The organism is Microcoleus sp. bin48.metabat.b7b8b9.023 (assembly GCF_013299185.1).
Lineage (GTDB): Bacteria > Cyanobacteriota > Cyanobacteriia > Cyanobacteriales > Microcoleaceae > Microcoleus.
Map to the genome: position 1 here is coordinate 50,949 of NZ_JAAFKG010000017.1, position 14,516 is coordinate 65,464.

16 protein-coding genes are annotated in these 14,516 nt (G+C 46.9%); 4 read left to right on the plus strand and 12 right to left on the minus strand.

Annotated features, from left to right (window positions below; all coding sequences use genetic code 11):
- Window positions 1-84: 84 nt before the first annotated feature.
- The 3 genes from QZW82_RS12310 to QZW82_RS12320 all read right to left on the minus strand — a co-directional run bounded on the left by QZW82_RS12310 (window position 85) and on the right by QZW82_RS12320 (window position 2,960).
- Complete coding sequence (locus tag QZW82_RS12310) at window positions 85-441, minus strand: type II toxin-antitoxin system RelE/ParE family toxin (protein WP_293148462.1); 357 nt, start codon at window positions 439-441, stop codon at window positions 85-87.
- A gap of 348 nt (window positions 442-789) precedes the next feature.
- Window positions 790-2,517 (minus strand): succinate dehydrogenase/fumarate reductase flavoprotein subunit, encoded by a 1,728-nt coding sequence (locus QZW82_RS12315; protein ID WP_293148464.1) that lies wholly within the window; start codon window positions 2,515-2,517, stop codon window positions 790-792.
- Between the two features lie 128 nt (window positions 2,518-2,645).
- The gene (locus QZW82_RS12320) at window positions 2,646-2,960 is read right to left on the minus strand and encodes a hypothetical protein (protein ID WP_293148466.1); all 315 of its coding nucleotides are present in this window, start codon (window positions 2,958-2,960) and stop codon (window positions 2,646-2,648) included.
- Between the two features lie 525 nt (window positions 2,961-3,485).
- On the opposite strand from QZW82_RS12320, the gene QZW82_RS12325 reads away from it, so the two are divergent.
- The 3 genes from QZW82_RS12325 to QZW82_RS12335 all read left to right on the plus strand — a co-directional run bounded on the left by QZW82_RS12325 (window position 3,486) and on the right by QZW82_RS12335 (window position 5,350).
- On the plus strand, window positions 3,486-4,211 hold the full coding sequence (locus tag QZW82_RS12325) for a lysophospholipid acyltransferase family protein (protein WP_293148468.1): 726 nt from the start codon (window positions 3,486-3,488) through the stop codon (window positions 4,209-4,211).
- A gap of 59 nt (window positions 4,212-4,270) precedes the next feature.
- On the plus strand, window positions 4,271-4,414 hold the full coding sequence (locus QZW82_RS12330) for a hypothetical protein (protein ID WP_293148470.1): 144 nt from the start codon (window positions 4,271-4,273) through the stop codon (window positions 4,412-4,414).
- A 120-nt stretch (window positions 4,415-4,534) separates the two neighbouring features.
- Complete coding sequence (locus QZW82_RS12335) at window positions 4,535-5,350, plus strand: alpha/beta fold hydrolase (RefSeq protein WP_293148472.1); 816 nt, start codon at window positions 4,535-4,537, stop codon at window positions 5,348-5,350.
- 397 nt (window positions 5,351-5,747) lie between these two features.
- Here the strand turns inward: QZW82_RS12335 and QZW82_RS12340 are convergent, their stop codons facing one another.
- From QZW82_RS12340 to nadA, 9 genes are all read right to left on the minus strand, one after another.
- Window positions 5,748-6,320 carry a DUF2996 domain-containing protein gene (locus tag QZW82_RS12340; protein ID WP_293148474.1) on the minus strand — a complete coding sequence of 191 codons (573 nt, stop codon included), beginning with the start codon at window positions 6,318-6,320 and terminating at the stop codon, window positions 5,748-5,750.
- A gap of 565 nt (window positions 6,321-6,885) precedes the next feature.
- Window positions 6,886-7,773, minus strand: a complete 888-nt coding sequence (locus tag QZW82_RS12345; RefSeq protein ID WP_293148476.1) for a hypothetical protein — start codon at window positions 7,771-7,773, stop codon at window positions 6,886-6,888.
- A gap of 136 nt (window positions 7,774-7,909) precedes the next feature.
- Window positions 7,910-8,464, minus strand: a complete 555-nt coding sequence (locus tag QZW82_RS12350; protein ID WP_293148477.1) for a hypothetical protein — start codon at window positions 8,462-8,464, stop codon at window positions 7,910-7,912.
- 192 nt (window positions 8,465-8,656) lie between these two features.
- Window positions 8,657-8,977, minus strand: coding sequence for a hypothetical protein (locus tag QZW82_RS12355; RefSeq protein WP_293148478.1), 321 nt, complete (start codon window positions 8,975-8,977; stop codon window positions 8,657-8,659).
- A 108-nt stretch (window positions 8,978-9,085) separates the two neighbouring features.
- On the minus strand, window positions 9,086-9,202 hold the full coding sequence (locus QZW82_RS12360) for a photosystem I reaction center subunit VIII (RefSeq protein ID WP_293148481.1): 117 nt from the start codon (window positions 9,200-9,202) through the stop codon (window positions 9,086-9,088).
- Window positions 9,203-9,259: 57 nt separating this feature from the next.
- On the minus strand, window positions 9,260-9,769 hold the full coding sequence (locus tag QZW82_RS12365) for a photosystem I reaction center protein subunit XI (protein ID WP_293148482.1): 510 nt from the start codon (window positions 9,767-9,769) through the stop codon (window positions 9,260-9,262).
- Between the two features lie 114 nt (window positions 9,770-9,883).
- Window positions 9,884-10,600, minus strand: coding sequence for a TIGR04283 family arsenosugar biosynthesis glycosyltransferase (locus QZW82_RS12370; RefSeq protein ID WP_293148484.1), 717 nt, complete (start codon window positions 10,598-10,600; stop codon window positions 9,884-9,886).
- A gap of 534 nt (window positions 10,601-11,134) precedes the next feature.
- A complete protein-coding gene (locus tag QZW82_RS12375) occupies window positions 11,135-11,761 on the minus strand; it encodes a TIGR04282 family arsenosugar biosynthesis glycosyltransferase (protein ID WP_293148486.1) in 627 nt (208 codons plus the stop codon).
- 638 nt (window positions 11,762-12,399) lie between these two features.
- Window positions 12,400-13,368, minus strand: a complete 969-nt coding sequence (gene nadA, locus QZW82_RS12380) for a quinolinate synthase NadA (RefSeq protein WP_293148561.1) — start codon at window positions 13,366-13,368, stop codon at window positions 12,400-12,402.
- A gap of 213 nt (window positions 13,369-13,581) precedes the next feature.
- Here nadA and QZW82_RS12385 point away from each other — a divergent pair, with 213 nt between their 5' ends.
- Window positions 13,582-14,496 (plus strand): TIGR04168 family protein, encoded by a 915-nt coding sequence (locus QZW82_RS12385; protein ID WP_293148563.1) that lies wholly within the window; start codon window positions 13,582-13,584, stop codon window positions 14,494-14,496.
- Window positions 14,497-14,516 lie beyond the last annotated feature (20 nt).

The window sequence follows — 14,516 nt, forward strand, 5'->3', positions numbered from 1 at the left end:
ATTGCACAGACCAAGGATTGTGAATAGTGAATTGTCCAAGTTGTAAGGTGGGCAATACCCACCCTAATGAAAGTCCCGAAATAACTAGGTTTCTCCTGAGCTTAGATCGTACAATTTCAGTCGTCTTTGACAGTTTTCGATCGCGCGCTTGGGTGTTTTCTGGGTAGTTTTTTGAAACACATCTGCAATGACAATAGCATCTGAGTCAATCCGGTAAATAATCCGCCACTGTTTATCGGCTTCACTATCATCGATCCGCAATTCGTGGCAGTGAGGGCCGATGTTTGGCATAGGTCGAGAGACAGGCATCGCTAAAATTTCTCCATTTTGTAACATCCTTAGTAACATCCCTGCCTCGATTCGCGCTGAGGCGGAAAAAGGAGGAGTTTTGACCTCGCCTCTTAGCCAAACAACATCCTTTTTCTCGTCTTGGGATTGCATAAATTAAGTAAAGTCCAGTCATAAAGTTTACAATAATATGTCGTATCTGACATAATTATAGCCCAATATGACTAAAAGTGGTACAAAAGACTAAAGATTGTCTAATTTAGTCTCAGGCAGAGCGATCGACCGATTGGTTTTTTTGTGTACGAACGTACACAATTCCTCACTCGAATAAAATCTTTTTAGGTCTGGTCACTGACCTAGGAGGGTTGCGAATAGGTCTAGGAACTATATCAGACAAGGGTTGCAGCCCGTATACTCTGTTGATAAAATGGTACGTTCTCAATTCCAAAGGTTTTCCTTGTTCCCAAGCCCAGCACGGGAACAAGAATGTCACACTAGCTTCTAATACTTCCTCTCCTGCGGCTCAAACATCGTAATCGCCACCGGCATATAAGCCAAATCAATTCCCGCAGGCGAATAATACGCCAGCGTATGCTTCAAGAAATTGCCGTCATCCCGCTGCGGAAAATCTTCCCGCGAATGAGCTCCCCGACTTTCCTGGCGGTTCAAAGCCGAAGTTAAAATCATTCTCCCCACAATTATCAAACTCCGCAATTCCAAAGCTTCCACAATTTCCGTATTCCAAGACTTACCCTTGTCGTCCAAGTAAACTTCTTGATATTGTTTTTCCAATTCCTCCAATTTATGCAAACCTTCCTGCATCAATTCGGCGCTACGAAATACTCCACAATACTCGGTCATCGTATCTTGGAACTTTTGCCGAATTTGATTGATTCGGTATTGTCCGGGACGGTCTACAAGTGCTTGAATTTGCTCTTGGGTTTCCTGAATATAACGCTGTTCGTCTACTGCGGGTAACTTGCGATTTTGGACAAATTGTGCTATGGTTGCGCCAGTAACTTTGCCGTAAACTACGCATTCCAAAAGCGAATTGCTGCCCAAACGGTTAGCGCCGTGAACAGAGACGCAAGCTGCTTCGCCGGCCGCAAAGAAACCGTCCACCAAACTGTCAGCACTGCTGCGAACTTGTCCGCCAATATTAGTTGGAATTCCCCCCATTGAATAGTGAGCCGTAGGACGCACTGGCATCGGCTGGTCTACGGCATCAATTCCTAGTAAACGGTGCGCTTCTTCCCAAGCAAAAGGTATTTTGGTCATGATTTTTTCCCGTCCCATGTGCCGCAAATCAAGGTAGATAAATGGGCCGCCTGCACTACCATCGAGATTAATTCCTCTACCTGCACGAATTTCTAAGGAAATCGATCGCGATGTAATGTCCCTGGGCGCCAATTCCATCCGCGACGGGGCATAATTCGCCATAAATCGATCGCCCTCGGAATTAATCAAATAAGCCCCTTCACCCCGCACAGCTTCTGAAATCAACACTCCCACCGGATACAAACCCGTCGGGTGAAACTGCACAAACTCCATATCTTCCAGTGGCAACCCTGCCATCGCCGCCATCGCCAAACCGTCTCCAGTCGAGGCGTAATCGTTCGAGGTAGTGTTGTAAACTCGGCCGTAACCCCCCGTAGCAAACATCACCGCCTTCGCGCGCACGACGGCAATTTCGCCGTCTATTAGGTTAAACATAACTACGCCCTTGGCTTGGCCTGCTTCCAAAATCAGGCGGGTGACATACCACTCTTGATAGATGTGAACTCCGTAACGGCGGAGATTGTTGACTAATTCGTGGAGGATGGCGTGACCGGTTTTGTCGGCGGCGTAGCAGGTGCGGCGGTGGGAATGTCCGCCAAAAGCGCGCTGGGCAATTCTGCCGTCACTTAGGCGCGAGAAGAGGACTCCCATGTGTTCTAAATCGATGATGACACCGGGCGCTTCGCGGGTGAGGATTTCTACGGCGTCTTGGTCGGCTAAATAGTCTGAACCTTTTACTGTGTCAAAGGCGTGGGCTTTCCAACTGTCATCTGGATCGACATTTTGGAGGCTGGAGGCCATGCCGCCTTGGGCGGCGACAGAGTGCGATCGAATCGGGTGAGTTTTGGCAACAACAGCTACCTTTAAACTGGGGTCAGTCCGGGCAATTTCTACGGCTGCGCGGCAACCTGCTAAACCGCCGCCAACTATTATCACGTCGTGTTCTAGCATTTTTTGAATTATTTTGAGTGTTCTCCTCAACTTATCGTGACGCAAAAAAAAACTTCCTACCAAAACATCGGGAAGTTTCTTAACTTTTGATTTCAATCGAAAATCAAAGTCTAAAATTTCAAATTGGACTAGCCGACGCTTTCGACAGACCTCTGATGGGACTGATTTCCCGTTGCAGAAGGTTGATCTTCGGTGGCGGGGTCTACAGAAAGCACTTCTATGTTATTGAGTAGAGTTGTCACGAAAGCAAAGAGCAAGAATGGCAGAGACAGCACTAAAATCAAGCCAACTGTCGCCAAGGCGTAGATTTGGCGGGCGCTGCTCCAGAGGGCGAGTGCGGACGCTAGACTCAGGAAGATGACTATCAGCCAAACAATGATTTGACCGTAAATGTCGCCAAAGGTGAGGGTACATTTAAGGCGATAGTTTTGAATGTTATCCATTTGATGCCTCGGGAGATTGCTATTACGACTTGTCGAAAAATACTTTGACAGTCCGTCAATGCCGACTGTAAATTTTTAATTTTAGCTGCTGCAACTTGCTTTTTGCGTTGTTTTAAACATTTTTATAGAAGTTTGCAACAAGACTTTATACATTTGTGCTTCTGACTGGGAAATTTTACCGAAACCAGACTTAGGCACTTCGACAAAGAAACCGGGTTTTTTACTGTTTTGGCGCCTGTAACGAGTCTTTTCGCAAAAAACTCGGTTTCTGAACCCCCGTGCGTGAGGAATACGAAACCAGACTTAGGCACTTCGACAAAAAAAACCGGGTTTTTTACTGTTTTGGCGCCTGTAACGCGTATTTTCGCAAAAAACCCGGTTTCTGAACCCCCGTGCGTGCAGGACTACGACAGAAAGGTACAAGGGGAAAGTCTACTTTTTGACCGATCGCGATTTTTGTAAAGTAATGTTAAGCTGCATGGGTATGGAATCAACCTTTATAGCGTTTTACCTGTGTTTTAGCCCATGTCTTCCGATCGCACATTAATGATTTCGCGCTGTTTCCTGGCTGGTGTGGGAACGCAGATGTTTGTACACCACCAGCAGCGGATTCCGCAAGAAAGTCCGGTACTGGTGGTGAGCAATCACCGCAGTTTCTTAGATCCTGTGGTGCTGACAGCGGGTTTGGGTCGATCGATCCGGTTTGCTTGTCATCACTACATGGGTCAAGTTCCAGTGATTCGGGAACTTGTCACGAGTTTTGGGGCTTTTCCTTTGGAAGCACCGGAGCACCGACAGCAACATTTTTTCGCTCAAGCGACGGCGCTGCTACAAGACAGGGAGATGGTGGGGGTGTTTCCTGAGGGTGCAGAACCGATGGTGAACTTTACTCAACCCAATACCATCGGGAAGTTTCAGCGGGGATTTGCTCATTTGGCTTTGCGGGCGCCGGTGCGGGATTTGGCGGTATTGCCGGTGGCGATTGCTTCGATGGAGGAAAAGTCGGTGCGATCGGGTTTACCGCTGAAGTTGCTGAGTTTGTTCGATCCTTCCGAACCGTTGTTCGATCGCGCTGGGTGGCATCCTGTGATAGTTTATCAACGAGTTAATATTTTAATCGGCCGCCCTTACTGGATTACAGTCGATCGACAGCAGCAGTATCGAGGCAAAAAAGCCAAAGCAGTTGTGGCTGAACTTACAGAGCACTGTCAGGGGGAAATTGCACAATTACTCGATCGAGGATGTTTGTAAAGAAGTCTGTTGACTGTTGACTGTTGACTGTTGACTGTTGACTGTTGTCAAAACGAGCAATGAATTACCAACTACCAATTGCTACCCTTCGGCTTTGCGAGCAAGATTACCAATTACCAATTACCAATTACCAATTACCAATTACCAATTACCAATTACCAATTACCAATTACCAATTACCAATTACCAATTACCAACTATAGCGGTTTTCAAGCGTGGTGATGTATGCCCCATGCCCTATGCCCCATGCCCCATGCCCCATGCCCCATGCCCCATGCCCCATGCCCAATTATTAATTACCAATTACCAGATTAAGTTTAATCATGGCAACTGCTAACAACAAGGTTCGTTTTCTGTGCCCGAAACCGCCAAAACCCGATCGCCCTTTATTTGTATTTCTGCCCGGTATGGACGGGGGCGGTTTGCTGCTGCGATCGCAAATTCCTAAATTAGCTCCGCATTTCGACATTCGCTGCTTAGCGATACCGGCCGACGACATGGCTAGCTGGGAGGTACTGGTTAAGGAAACAATTGCCTTAATTGAAGCAGAAAAGAAAGGCAATCAGCGACCAGTTTATCTGTGCGGCGAGTCATTTGGAGGATGTTTAGCGATAAAAGTTGTTTTAGAAGCTCCCCAATTGTGCGATCGACTAATTTTAGTTAATCCAGCTTCTTCATTCCGACAACAGCCTTGGGTGCAGTGGGGTTCTCACCTGACTCAGTGGCTGCCGGCGAATCTTTATCCGCTATCGGTAATCGGTCTGTTGCCGATATTAGCATCCTTAGGAAAGATTGGGCGGGACGAGCGGCGAGCTTTGCTGGAAGCGATGCAAGCGGTACCGCAACACACGTCTGTGTGGAGATTGGCGTTAGTGCGATCGTTCAATGTTGATGAAAATCAGTTGCGTGCGATCGAACAGCCGACGTTAGTAATTGCTAGCGGAGCCGATCGGCTGCTGCCTTCTATGGCAGAAGGGAAGCTTTTAGTCAAGGTAATTCCGAATGCTGAAAAGGTGATGCTGGCTAACAGCGGTCATGCTTGTTTGTTGGAAACTGATGTTGACCTTTACGCAATTATCCAAGCTCGCAATTTTTTGGCAGAATCCACAGAAAATCTGTCATTAGTTAGCAGTCATTAGTCAACAGTCAATAGTTATTAGTATAGCCTTTCTCAGATAGATGAGGTATGACTGTAAATGGAGTTGTTAGGTGCATATCTTGCTATACAACAAATTCAAAGAGGGCTGAAGCCCAACAACATACCTCATCTTTTTGAGAAAGGCTATAGTAGGGTGTGTCGCGAGCGAAAATCCCTCAACAAAGAGCGAAAATCTCACTGGCGACGCACCGGAGACGATTGGCGATTGGTGACCTTCAGTTGGGAATGATATCAAGTCCGAGCGATCGCAATATTTGGGCGCTTGGTGCGTCGCTACCAAATTGTTGATTTGCTCCACCTCTAGTCTGCTCTTCGTCACACCCTACAGCTAATAACTAATGACCAATGACCAATGACCAATGACCAATGACCGATAACTAATTAAGATTCAGCCATTTTTGAGCATTAAGCCGCTGTACGACACCAAAGACCATGAGGTCTAGGGTAATCTTGCGCTCGTCTATCAAAAAAGGCTCTAAAGTGCTGGTTTTGGTGTTATTTTCAGCGCAGGAAAATGCTCTTTGACTTTGAATATCTTCTTGAGGAAAATACAAGTTAAATTGGCGCTGACCTTCTTGAAATTTACCAATTACCTGCCAGCAATCTCCGGCGGAACTCATGCCAGCAACGGGGAGTTTTTGCTTGGTCAAACTCACATCTAAATCCTTAACGCCCTGTTTAGTTAAAGCAGTTTGCAAGGCGGGCAAATAATCTTGTTGAATAAATTCCGCAAAGGGCTTGTCTTCAACAGCGGGTGCTTTTTCCTTTTTAGCTTTAGCTGGAGGCTTGTCACCGTCTGGCTTGGCGGCCGCTTTTTTAGCAGCGGGCGCAGGCTTATCAGCGCTGGGGATGTCACTGGTTTCGGGAGTGTCGGAACTCGGAGCGTTTTCAGCAGAAAGGGTCTCTGTTTCGGCTTCGCCTGCTGCTGGATTTTTCGGTTCTTCTGCCATTGGTGCTTCCTTTTAAAAAGTGATGAGTAGAGGATTGAACCTCCCCAGGGCTAAAGCCAGGGGGATTCCTGCCCACCCAAAAGGGCGACAGTGGGACATTCAAATATCCCTCTAGACCCTCAAGCTTGTGGCTATCGGGCTTACTTTTTATTTGTTTGTTTTCCGAGTCCATCACTCTTGCCAGATAGGTACGCTCCTCAACCTGCCTTTATTTGCCCTTTAAGTATTCTGGGTCTGGCGCCAGATATCTCGGTTGCCGGGATTTCTCCGCACTAGGTTGATTCAATACGTAGATGGTTATTCTTACTCACCTCTGGATTTTACCACTGTGGCGGTCGCCGCGCACTCGCTCCAAGGCAACTGAAGTCGCTAATAGGCTAGACCCCAGCCTTAAAAGGACGGGGCTTGCGCCTCATTTTTCGGCAAGGAGTCAGCAGTCAGCAGTCAGTAGTTATTTGTTATTTGTTGGTTGTTAGTTTTAGTTGTTGTTTCTAATAACCAATAACTAATAACCACTAACTAATGACCGATGACTGCTGACTAATGACTGAGGACTATGCTTATTTTAAATCTCAGCGACAGCTCGTTCAATCAAACGGTGGGCGAGAGTTTGAACGCCGGTGTGTTCGTAGTAATTGGTAGTCATGTCGAGGAAAGCGCCCACGTAGTCCACTTTGTCGGCAGAAATTTCGACAAAATTCTGCAAGTGGCCGAGGACGTTTTGGGGAGTCAAACCTCGATCGCTCACAAAAGAGCCCATCCAGCCGGAAACCGAGCTAAAGCTTTCGCCGATAAAGCCGAGTTGGCCTGCGGGATTACCACCAGGAATCATAGAGCCGATCGACTTAAACGCCGGATTGTCTTGCATATCGCTGGGGGACAGCTTGGCAATCCAATCCTGAGTCATCAGGATAAAGTCTGGGCCCAGGGGAATCAAGCCGTCAAAACAAACCAAAGCAGCCATCCGCATCAGGGATTCACCGCCGTAGTCGCCCAAAGCCCCGGCAAAATCGCCGATGCTGTCGCCAGGAATGCCGTTAATTTGGCAAAAAGCGAGCAATTCAGTGACTAACTTTAGAGAAAGGTCGATCGTCTGAGCTTTTTCAGGCTTGGGGGTGAGATTTCCCAGCACGGACAAAAACGGCACATTTTGGGCGACTTTGTTGGCGAGGGCTGCTGTACCGAGGGCGCTAGAGGCACTGTCGATCGTTTGGTAAAGCCACAGAGCGCGCTGGTAGCCTTCCGATTTATCGTTGTAGAGGGTGATAGCACGATCGCCAATTTGCTGGATCATATCTTCGTCAGTTTCCCCAGTAACTGTACGAATCGTATTTTCAAAGCCAACTAAATTGTTCCACTCACCTGGAACCACAAAGTCAAGCGCTCGTAGGGCTTTGACAGTCATGTTGTCTTTAGGCAATTGATCGACTAATTCAAAGACTGTTTTGCTCACAAAAAACTCCTTGTTGAACAGAAATCAAAGGTATTACTTTTGGTAGATGGCAAGAACTTCACAGTCTGATTCTGGCAGACTTAGTTTTGATAGCACCAGAGCTAGAGTCGGGGGAGAAGTTCGATCTCAGACACTGCTATTTCACACTAGCAAGGCCGCCCAGGTTAAATTTTGACAGCCAAGCTTCGCGTTCGCTAGCGGTAAAAGAGGGATCGCGGGATTGAACTTTCACCTGATAGCGGTTTGCCACTAAAACAGCAGTGATGTTAGAACCCTGACTGACGGCGGGATAGCCGCTAATTTGCTTGGTACTTTCCTTAAATTTTTCCCCAGCGGTGGGGTTGCCGGCGATGTCATTAATCGAAAGCACCGCGACATTTTTGCCGCCTTTGTTTAGTTTAGCTTCAGCAAAACCGGATTTTTCTTGAGCGAAAACGCGATCGAATCCGCCGCCAGCAGAAGGGAAGTATTTATTTAATTTGCCACCTGCAACTGCCTTTTTGGGGAGGTTTTGACTTTGAGCAGTTGATTTGTCAGCATTTTTCTGCTTGGTTTTAGCAGGTTTTTGGGTGCTTTCCTCCTGGGCTTTGTCCCAGCGGGATGGGGGCTGAGTCTGACTGCAGGAAGTCACGAGCAGCAGTACCGAGATCAGGAATGGAGCTAAGATTCGGCGTGCGGGGGGAAATTGCATTGCTCTCTCCTCATTAGTAGGTTTCCTTGACACTCCCCGACCTAAAGGTACGAGGATTCTTAAGACTTTTGGGTCAAAATATCCCTATTGCTAGGGTTCCCAGGCTGACCACGTTTGCACAAAAGAGTGCGCAGTCATATCTCCTAAAAAATGTTTTGGGCGTAGACTTTCCCACCGGGAGGGGGTAGGTTTTTACATCTTGTCTGATGTGGTTATTCTACCATATTCATTTGTGGAGATGGATTTGTCATTGTACTTAACAATGGTAAAAAGCCGTCCTGAAAGGACGGGGTTTTTAACCCAATTTTCTGATAACAAGTGTGGCTCACGATTTACCAATTTGTCTTCCCCCAGCGAGTGATTTGTGTTCTTTGCCAAAAAATCCTCTGCCCGCAGGCAGAGGATTTTTTGCAATTGCGAGTTTTGAAGGAAGAAGAAAGAAAGATTGCTCCACAGATCAATTCTGGGGATGGGGTAAAAGAAACTAAGTTTTTTGATTGCCAGCAATCTCAAAACAATTTTCGCTGATTTTCCCTAGATTTATCTAGAGGTTTCAGAGAAATTGTCCGTCAATCATGTTATTTCGGCATTCCAACTTAGCTCTTGCTTTGTGGGTAAAGCTCAGGCGTCGCTTTCAATGTGAATAAACAACAAACCCATTACCACAACCGGCATCAGCCAGCAAACTACCGGAATCAAAATCCAAGGCAAGAAAGAAGCAGCGTAGGAACCTGTCATATCAAATTCTCCAAACTAAAGTTAGTGCGTTCCAACAGGGATATTTGGGAGTGGAGTCTAATTGTTGACTAAACCCCGGAAAATGGCATCAATGCCGTTAAAGTTTTCGAGTAAGAAGTAGGCAGCAAAGACGCCGCTCATCCCGCCAATGAAGAAACCAGCAGTGAGCTGGCTCCAGCCTTCGCCGGTTTTCAGGGCTTCGGGAGTCATGGGATTGGCGCTTGGGTAGCTGCTATTGTCATTTTTGAAAGAGACTAAACCGTAGGCAGACATACCTGTTGTGCCGAGCAGAACTAAGACGAGGGCTGTAATTAATCCGCCGAGATTAGCTGCTTCTGGATAATCCCGCAGTGGGCCTAAGACGATTTGGGGGCCGACAAGGAAATAACCGTGTGCCAAACCGATTTCTAAACCTCGAACTAGGGGTGAGAGTCCTTTGCGGTAGGCGGGCAAATTCCCAATGAATGCTTGTGTGAAATCAGAAGCACTGATGGGAGTTGCGAGATGACCCGTGAAGGGGTCGCCGTTAAAGGGTTTAATAAGCTCTGCATCTCTGGGATCGGCCATATTCTCTTTTTCCTCGCTGTGCGTAAAAATTGAGGCGTTCAAGTCATATTTTACGCAGGGACGTGTTTCCTATTTGCATAATTGGCTGCTAGCTTTAGAAAAGTTCACTATTCTTTAGTTTTGGGAAGAATTTTTCTTTTGTCTCCTATACCAGAAAGCGAGTCGATCGGGCGACACTCCGAAAAAATAAGCAATAATTACTATTTGATTGATGGCGGTGGTTTTGAGTACCCCAAGCTGCTGCCAGCGGCGGGCGGATGTCAGGACTTGTTGGGGTACGATTTGGATGCGGCCTTGTGTTTTCAACCTCCGCACGAATTCAAAGTCTTCCATAAGGGGCAAGTCAGGAAAACCGCCGATTTTGTCAAAGGTAGATGAATAAAGAAAAATGGCTTGATCGCCGTAGGGCATTTGCAGAAAGTGCGATCGGCAGTTTACCCCTATTTCTACCAGCCGCAGAGAGAGCGTACCGGCATCAATCTTGAGTTGAAAGGCCCCGGCGACTGTTTGGGGTTTGGCTAGTGCAAGGCGTGCGCCAGAGTCGTAGCCGGGAGGCAAAAGAGTGTCTGCGTGGAGAAACAGCAGAATATCTCCAGTAGCCAAGGCCACACCTGCATTCATTTGAGTGGCGCGGCCTTGGCTACTGGAGACAACTCGGACGCCCAAAGATGTTGCTATTTCTGCGGTACCGTCGTTGCTGCCGCCGTCGGCGACGATAATTTCGACATTTTTGGCATTTTGGGCGGTGGAGATGACTGAGGCAATTGTAGCTGCTTCGTTTAAGACAGGAATGATAATGGAAATTTTGAGATTGAGATTTTCGGGCGGCATAGAGAATCGATCACCGCTGGAGAGAGAGAGGGCGGGTTTTGTACAAAGCTTATCTGTTATTTCAACAGGTAGCGACAGTTTGATGGCTGACACATGGGGCGGATAGAAACCGGGTTTCTACGAATTTTACTCTCTGGTCACGATAAATATACGAAGAAACCGGGTTTCACTCTTGTCGCAAAGTGCGATCGCGAACTTGCCTTTTGAGTTCCGCGTCTGATAACCCTTGATTTCCCGCAGGTAATTCCTGTGTCTGGCAAGCGTTGCCCTCGTTCTCGATCGCCCTGAAACCCTGATTCTAAGATTGACAATCAAAAACTGTCCCTAGTTTGATTATTTACTAATTTATTTGCTTTTATTTGCTAATTTTTGGCTTTTTCTCGCGCTTGCGACTATTGTCGCAAGCGCTGTCTAACCGCTGCATTTGGTTAGACAAATACAATTACTATATTATGACCTTGTGGTTTCACAATCAAGTATTATTTATAAATAAAAGATCAGAATTTCTGATCGATCGGATCGCATGAATATAGTTTATTTATTTAAAATACTAAGATCTAAACGAAGTAAATCCTCCGGTAAATCGATATCGGCAAGAGTGGGAAGATAAGCAATATTGAGGTCGAGGTTTTGGGCGATCGCCCGCGTAGAAGCAAATACCTCACTGGTTCCCCACTTAATTCCGTTGAACAATTCCGGTATCGATCGGCGCAGCCCGATCAGATAATAACCTCCGTCTGTTGCTGGGCCCAAAACTAAATCGTGCTGGCTCAGTTTGTCAAAAGCTTGTGCCATGATTTCTACTTTCAGGGCGGGACAATCTGTTCCTATAATTGCAGCTTTGTCAATCCCGGAATTAAAAGATTGTTGAAACGCTGCTGTCATTTTTGCACCCAAATCGCCTTCTATTTGATTTTGATAAATAATATCTGTTCCCAACCATTCTTGCATCTGTTGCTGGTTGCCGCCTGTGTAGTGAATTTCAACTGATAATCGCCCGGAGTTTTGGAGGGAGAGGGCGCGGGCGCGGGCGATCGCCTTTTGTGCCATCAAGCGGTGCAGGTTGGCAGCACCTGTTTTTCCTAGCACAGGAATTAGTCGAGTTTTGGCTTTGCCCGGTTCAGGATAGCGGGTAAAAACAATCAGTTTTTCGGAAATCATACAATGTTAGATGTTAGATTTGGGAATGATTTATGAGTTAAGGATTTGGAGTTAGTCCGCCAACTCCAAGTCTGCTAGCGCATTCTTACTTGAATGACCTCTGGAGCATCTCTGTTTTGCATTTATAGTGCGAGCTTAAGATATCGCGAGTTGTACAATACGCTAACTCTTAAGCTCGCATTTAAACAAAGAAATGCTTTTTACAAAAATTAGATTTCCCCAATTGCCTCAGTGTTTAATACAATAGGAAACAGCCAATGAATGCACATCAATGCTAATATTTTATGGGTGGGAGATCTGCTGGTGGAAAAGAGACCTCTTGTATCAGTCTTTGATTGATACAGAAACGGCATATCTCAGACATACAAACACATATAAAGGCAGATAAACGCAGATAATTTCAGGGTGTTTTCCGATTTTTGCAAGAGGTATAATGGAGTCTGTAAGTCAGAGGGTCTTTTGTCAAGTGCCTCCGATTGCGATTAAAAAAGTTGGTAGTAAAAACGAATAATTCTAGTAATTGATGCGGACTCGCATTCCTCACTACTAACCTGATGCGGACTCGCATTCCTCACTACTAACCTGATGCGGACTCGCATTCCTCACTACTAACCTGATTGACAATTATTTATTGATTCTTAGCTCATTTCTAGCATTCGCTGGATAGGTTGCAAGGCGGCTCGTTGCAGGTCTTGAGACATGGTGATTTCGGGGGTTTGATTTTTCATAGCTAGATACAATTTTTCCAAAGTATTTAATCTCATGTGGGGGCATTCGTTGCAAGCACAGGTATTATTGTTAGGAGGAGCGGGAATAAAGCGTTTGTGCGGTGTTTGCTTTTGCATTTGGTGAATGATTCCCGGTTCGGTGGCGACAATAAAAGCTTGGCGATCGCTCGATTGAGAATATTTGAGCAAAGCGGTGGTTGAGCCGATATAATTGGCGTGGCGAAGTACCGGAGGTTCGCATTCTGGATGGGCGATGATTTCGGCTTCGGGATTTTCGATTTTGAGTTGAACTATCTTTTTTTCTGAGAAGTTTTCGTGGACGATGCAGGCTCCTTGCCAGAGTTCCATGTGTCTGCCGCTTTGTTCGATGACGTAGCGGCCGAGATTGCGATCGGGCCCAAAAATTATCGGCTGATTTTTGGGAATTTGGTTGACAATTTTGACGGCGTTGGAGCTGGTGCAGATTATGTCGCTCATTGCCTTGATTTGGGCGGTGCAGTTAATGTAGGAAATAACTAAATGGTCTGGGCGATCGGCTTTGAAGGCTGCAAAGGCTTCGGGCGGGCAACTGTCGGCGAGGGAACACCCTGCATTTAAGTCGGGTAGCAATACTAATTTGTCGGGATTGAGGATTTTTGCGGTTTCCGCCATGAAATGAACTCCGGCAAAAACTATGACATCGGCGTTGGTGTTGGCTGCTTTGCGAGCAAGTTCGAGGGAGTCGCCAATGAAGTCTGCGATGTCTTGAATGTCGGAGTCTTGGTAGTAGTGGGCGAGAATGACGGCGTTTAACTCTTGTTTGAGGGCGTTAATTGCTGCGAACAAGTCGTCGGGCAGTCTGGTTTGGGTCAAGTTTTGAGCAGGTGCGGTGGTAAACACAGTTAAAATATTCCGGGGAAGGTGGCGGCTGGACTTAATATTTTGAATTATAGTTGAATTCACCAAAAACGGTGGTAAGCGGGTGTTGGGTTGAAATAATCTAAAATCTAAAATCTAAAATCTAAAATTGGCTGGGGGAGAGTGCAAAAATTGGTCGCTGTTTCTTATGCTGAAGAAGAAGGGGCTAGGGATCGATCGCGCATGACAAATCAAATGAATCAGACTAAATCTATCAAAATTGCAGTGGTGGGGGACGTTCACGATCGGTGGGAACCAGAAGACGGCGAGGCCCTGAAGCATCTTGGCGTTGATTTGGTGCTGTTTGTGGGAGATTTTGGGAACGAGTCGGTGGATGTGGTGCGGGCGATCGCATCTTTGGACATTCCGAAAGCAGTAGTGTTTGGAAACCATGACGCTTGGTACACGGCGACGGAGTGGGGCCGCAGTCAGTGCCCTTACGATCGCACCGTTGAGAATCGGGTAAAACAGCAGTTAGATTTAATGGGAGAAGCCCACGTCGGTTATGGGAAACGGGATTTTCCCGAATTGGACATAACCGTGGTGGGAAGTCGCCCGTTTACTTGGGGGGGGTCGGAGTGGAAGTACAACGATTTTTATTCGGAGTGGTTTGGTGTAGAAAGTTTTGAGGAGTCGGCGAGGCTAATTGCAGGGGCGGCGGCAGATGCGGACTGCGAAAATGTGATTTTTCTTGGTCACACGGGCCCGACGGGGCTGGGAGAGGCTGCTGAAGACCCCTGCGGCCGTGATTGGAAGCCGCTGGGAGGGGATTGGGGCGACCCAGATTTTGGGGAGGCGATCGATCGAACTCGCAATTCTGGTAAGCGGATACCTCTGGTAACTTTTGGTCATATGCACCATCAACTGCGACACACTAAGCACGAGTTGCGGAAGTCAGTGGTGAGTGCGAAGGGTACGGTGTATTTGAATGCGGCCAGCGTACCGCGAATTGTGGAGAAAGAGTGCTCGAAATTGCGGAATTTCTCGATCGTCCTGCTGGAAAAAGGAACAGTGTCGGAAATGTCTCTAGTCTGGGTAGGGGAAGATTTCGCGGTGCAAAGAGAACAAATTCTTTATCGGCAGACTGAATCTGCAACTGCTTGTAGTTAGCGGCAATTGCTGGTATGATA

What these genes read in the sequence shown, in the direction of transcription:
- QZW82_RS12310 (WP_293148462.1), bottom strand. Translation starts at nt 441, where the DNA reads ATGCAATCCCAAGACGAGAAAAAGGATGTTGTTTGGCTAAGAGGCGAG.
- QZW82_RS12315 (WP_293148464.1), bottom strand. Translation starts at nt 2,517, where the DNA reads ATGCTAGAACACGACGTGATAATAGTTGGCGGCGGTTTAGCAGGTTGC.
- QZW82_RS12320 (WP_293148466.1), bottom strand. Translation starts at nt 2,960, where the DNA reads ATGGATAACATTCAAAACTATCGCCTTAAATGTACCCTCACCTTTGGC.
- QZW82_RS12325 (WP_293148468.1), top strand. Translation starts at nt 3,486, where the DNA reads ATGTCTTCCGATCGCACATTAATGATTTCGCGCTGTTTCCTGGCTGGT.
- QZW82_RS12330 (WP_293148470.1), top strand. Translation starts at nt 4,271, where the DNA reads ATGAATTACCAACTACCAATTGCTACCCTTCGGCTTTGCGAGCAAGAT.
- QZW82_RS12335 (WP_293148472.1), top strand. Translation starts at nt 4,535, where the DNA reads ATGGCAACTGCTAACAACAAGGTTCGTTTTCTGTGCCCGAAACCGCCA.
- QZW82_RS12340 (WP_293148474.1), bottom strand. Translation starts at nt 6,320, where the DNA reads ATGGCAGAAGAACCGAAAAATCCAGCAGCAGGCGAAGCCGAAACAGAG.
- QZW82_RS12350 (WP_293148477.1), bottom strand. Translation starts at nt 8,464, where the DNA reads ATGCAATTTCCCCCCGCACGCCGAATCTTAGCTCCATTCCTGATCTCG.
- QZW82_RS12360 (WP_293148481.1), bottom strand. Translation starts at nt 9,202, where the DNA reads ATGACAGGTTCCTACGCTGCTTCTTTCTTGCCTTGGATTTTGATTCCG.
- QZW82_RS12365 (WP_293148482.1), bottom strand. Translation starts at nt 9,769, where the DNA reads ATGGCCGATCCCAGAGATGCAGAGCTTATTAAACCCTTTAACGGCGAC.
- QZW82_RS12370 (WP_293148484.1), bottom strand. Translation starts at nt 10,600, where the DNA reads ATGCCGCCCGAAAATCTCAATCTCAAAATTTCCATTATCATTCCTGTC.
- QZW82_RS12375 (WP_293148486.1), bottom strand. Translation starts at nt 11,761, where the DNA reads ATGATTTCCGAAAAACTGATTGTTTTTACCCGCTATCCTGAACCGGGC.
- QZW82_RS12385 (WP_293148563.1), top strand. Translation starts at nt 13,582, where the DNA reads ATGAATCAGACTAAATCTATCAAAATTGCAGTGGTGGGGGACGTTCAC.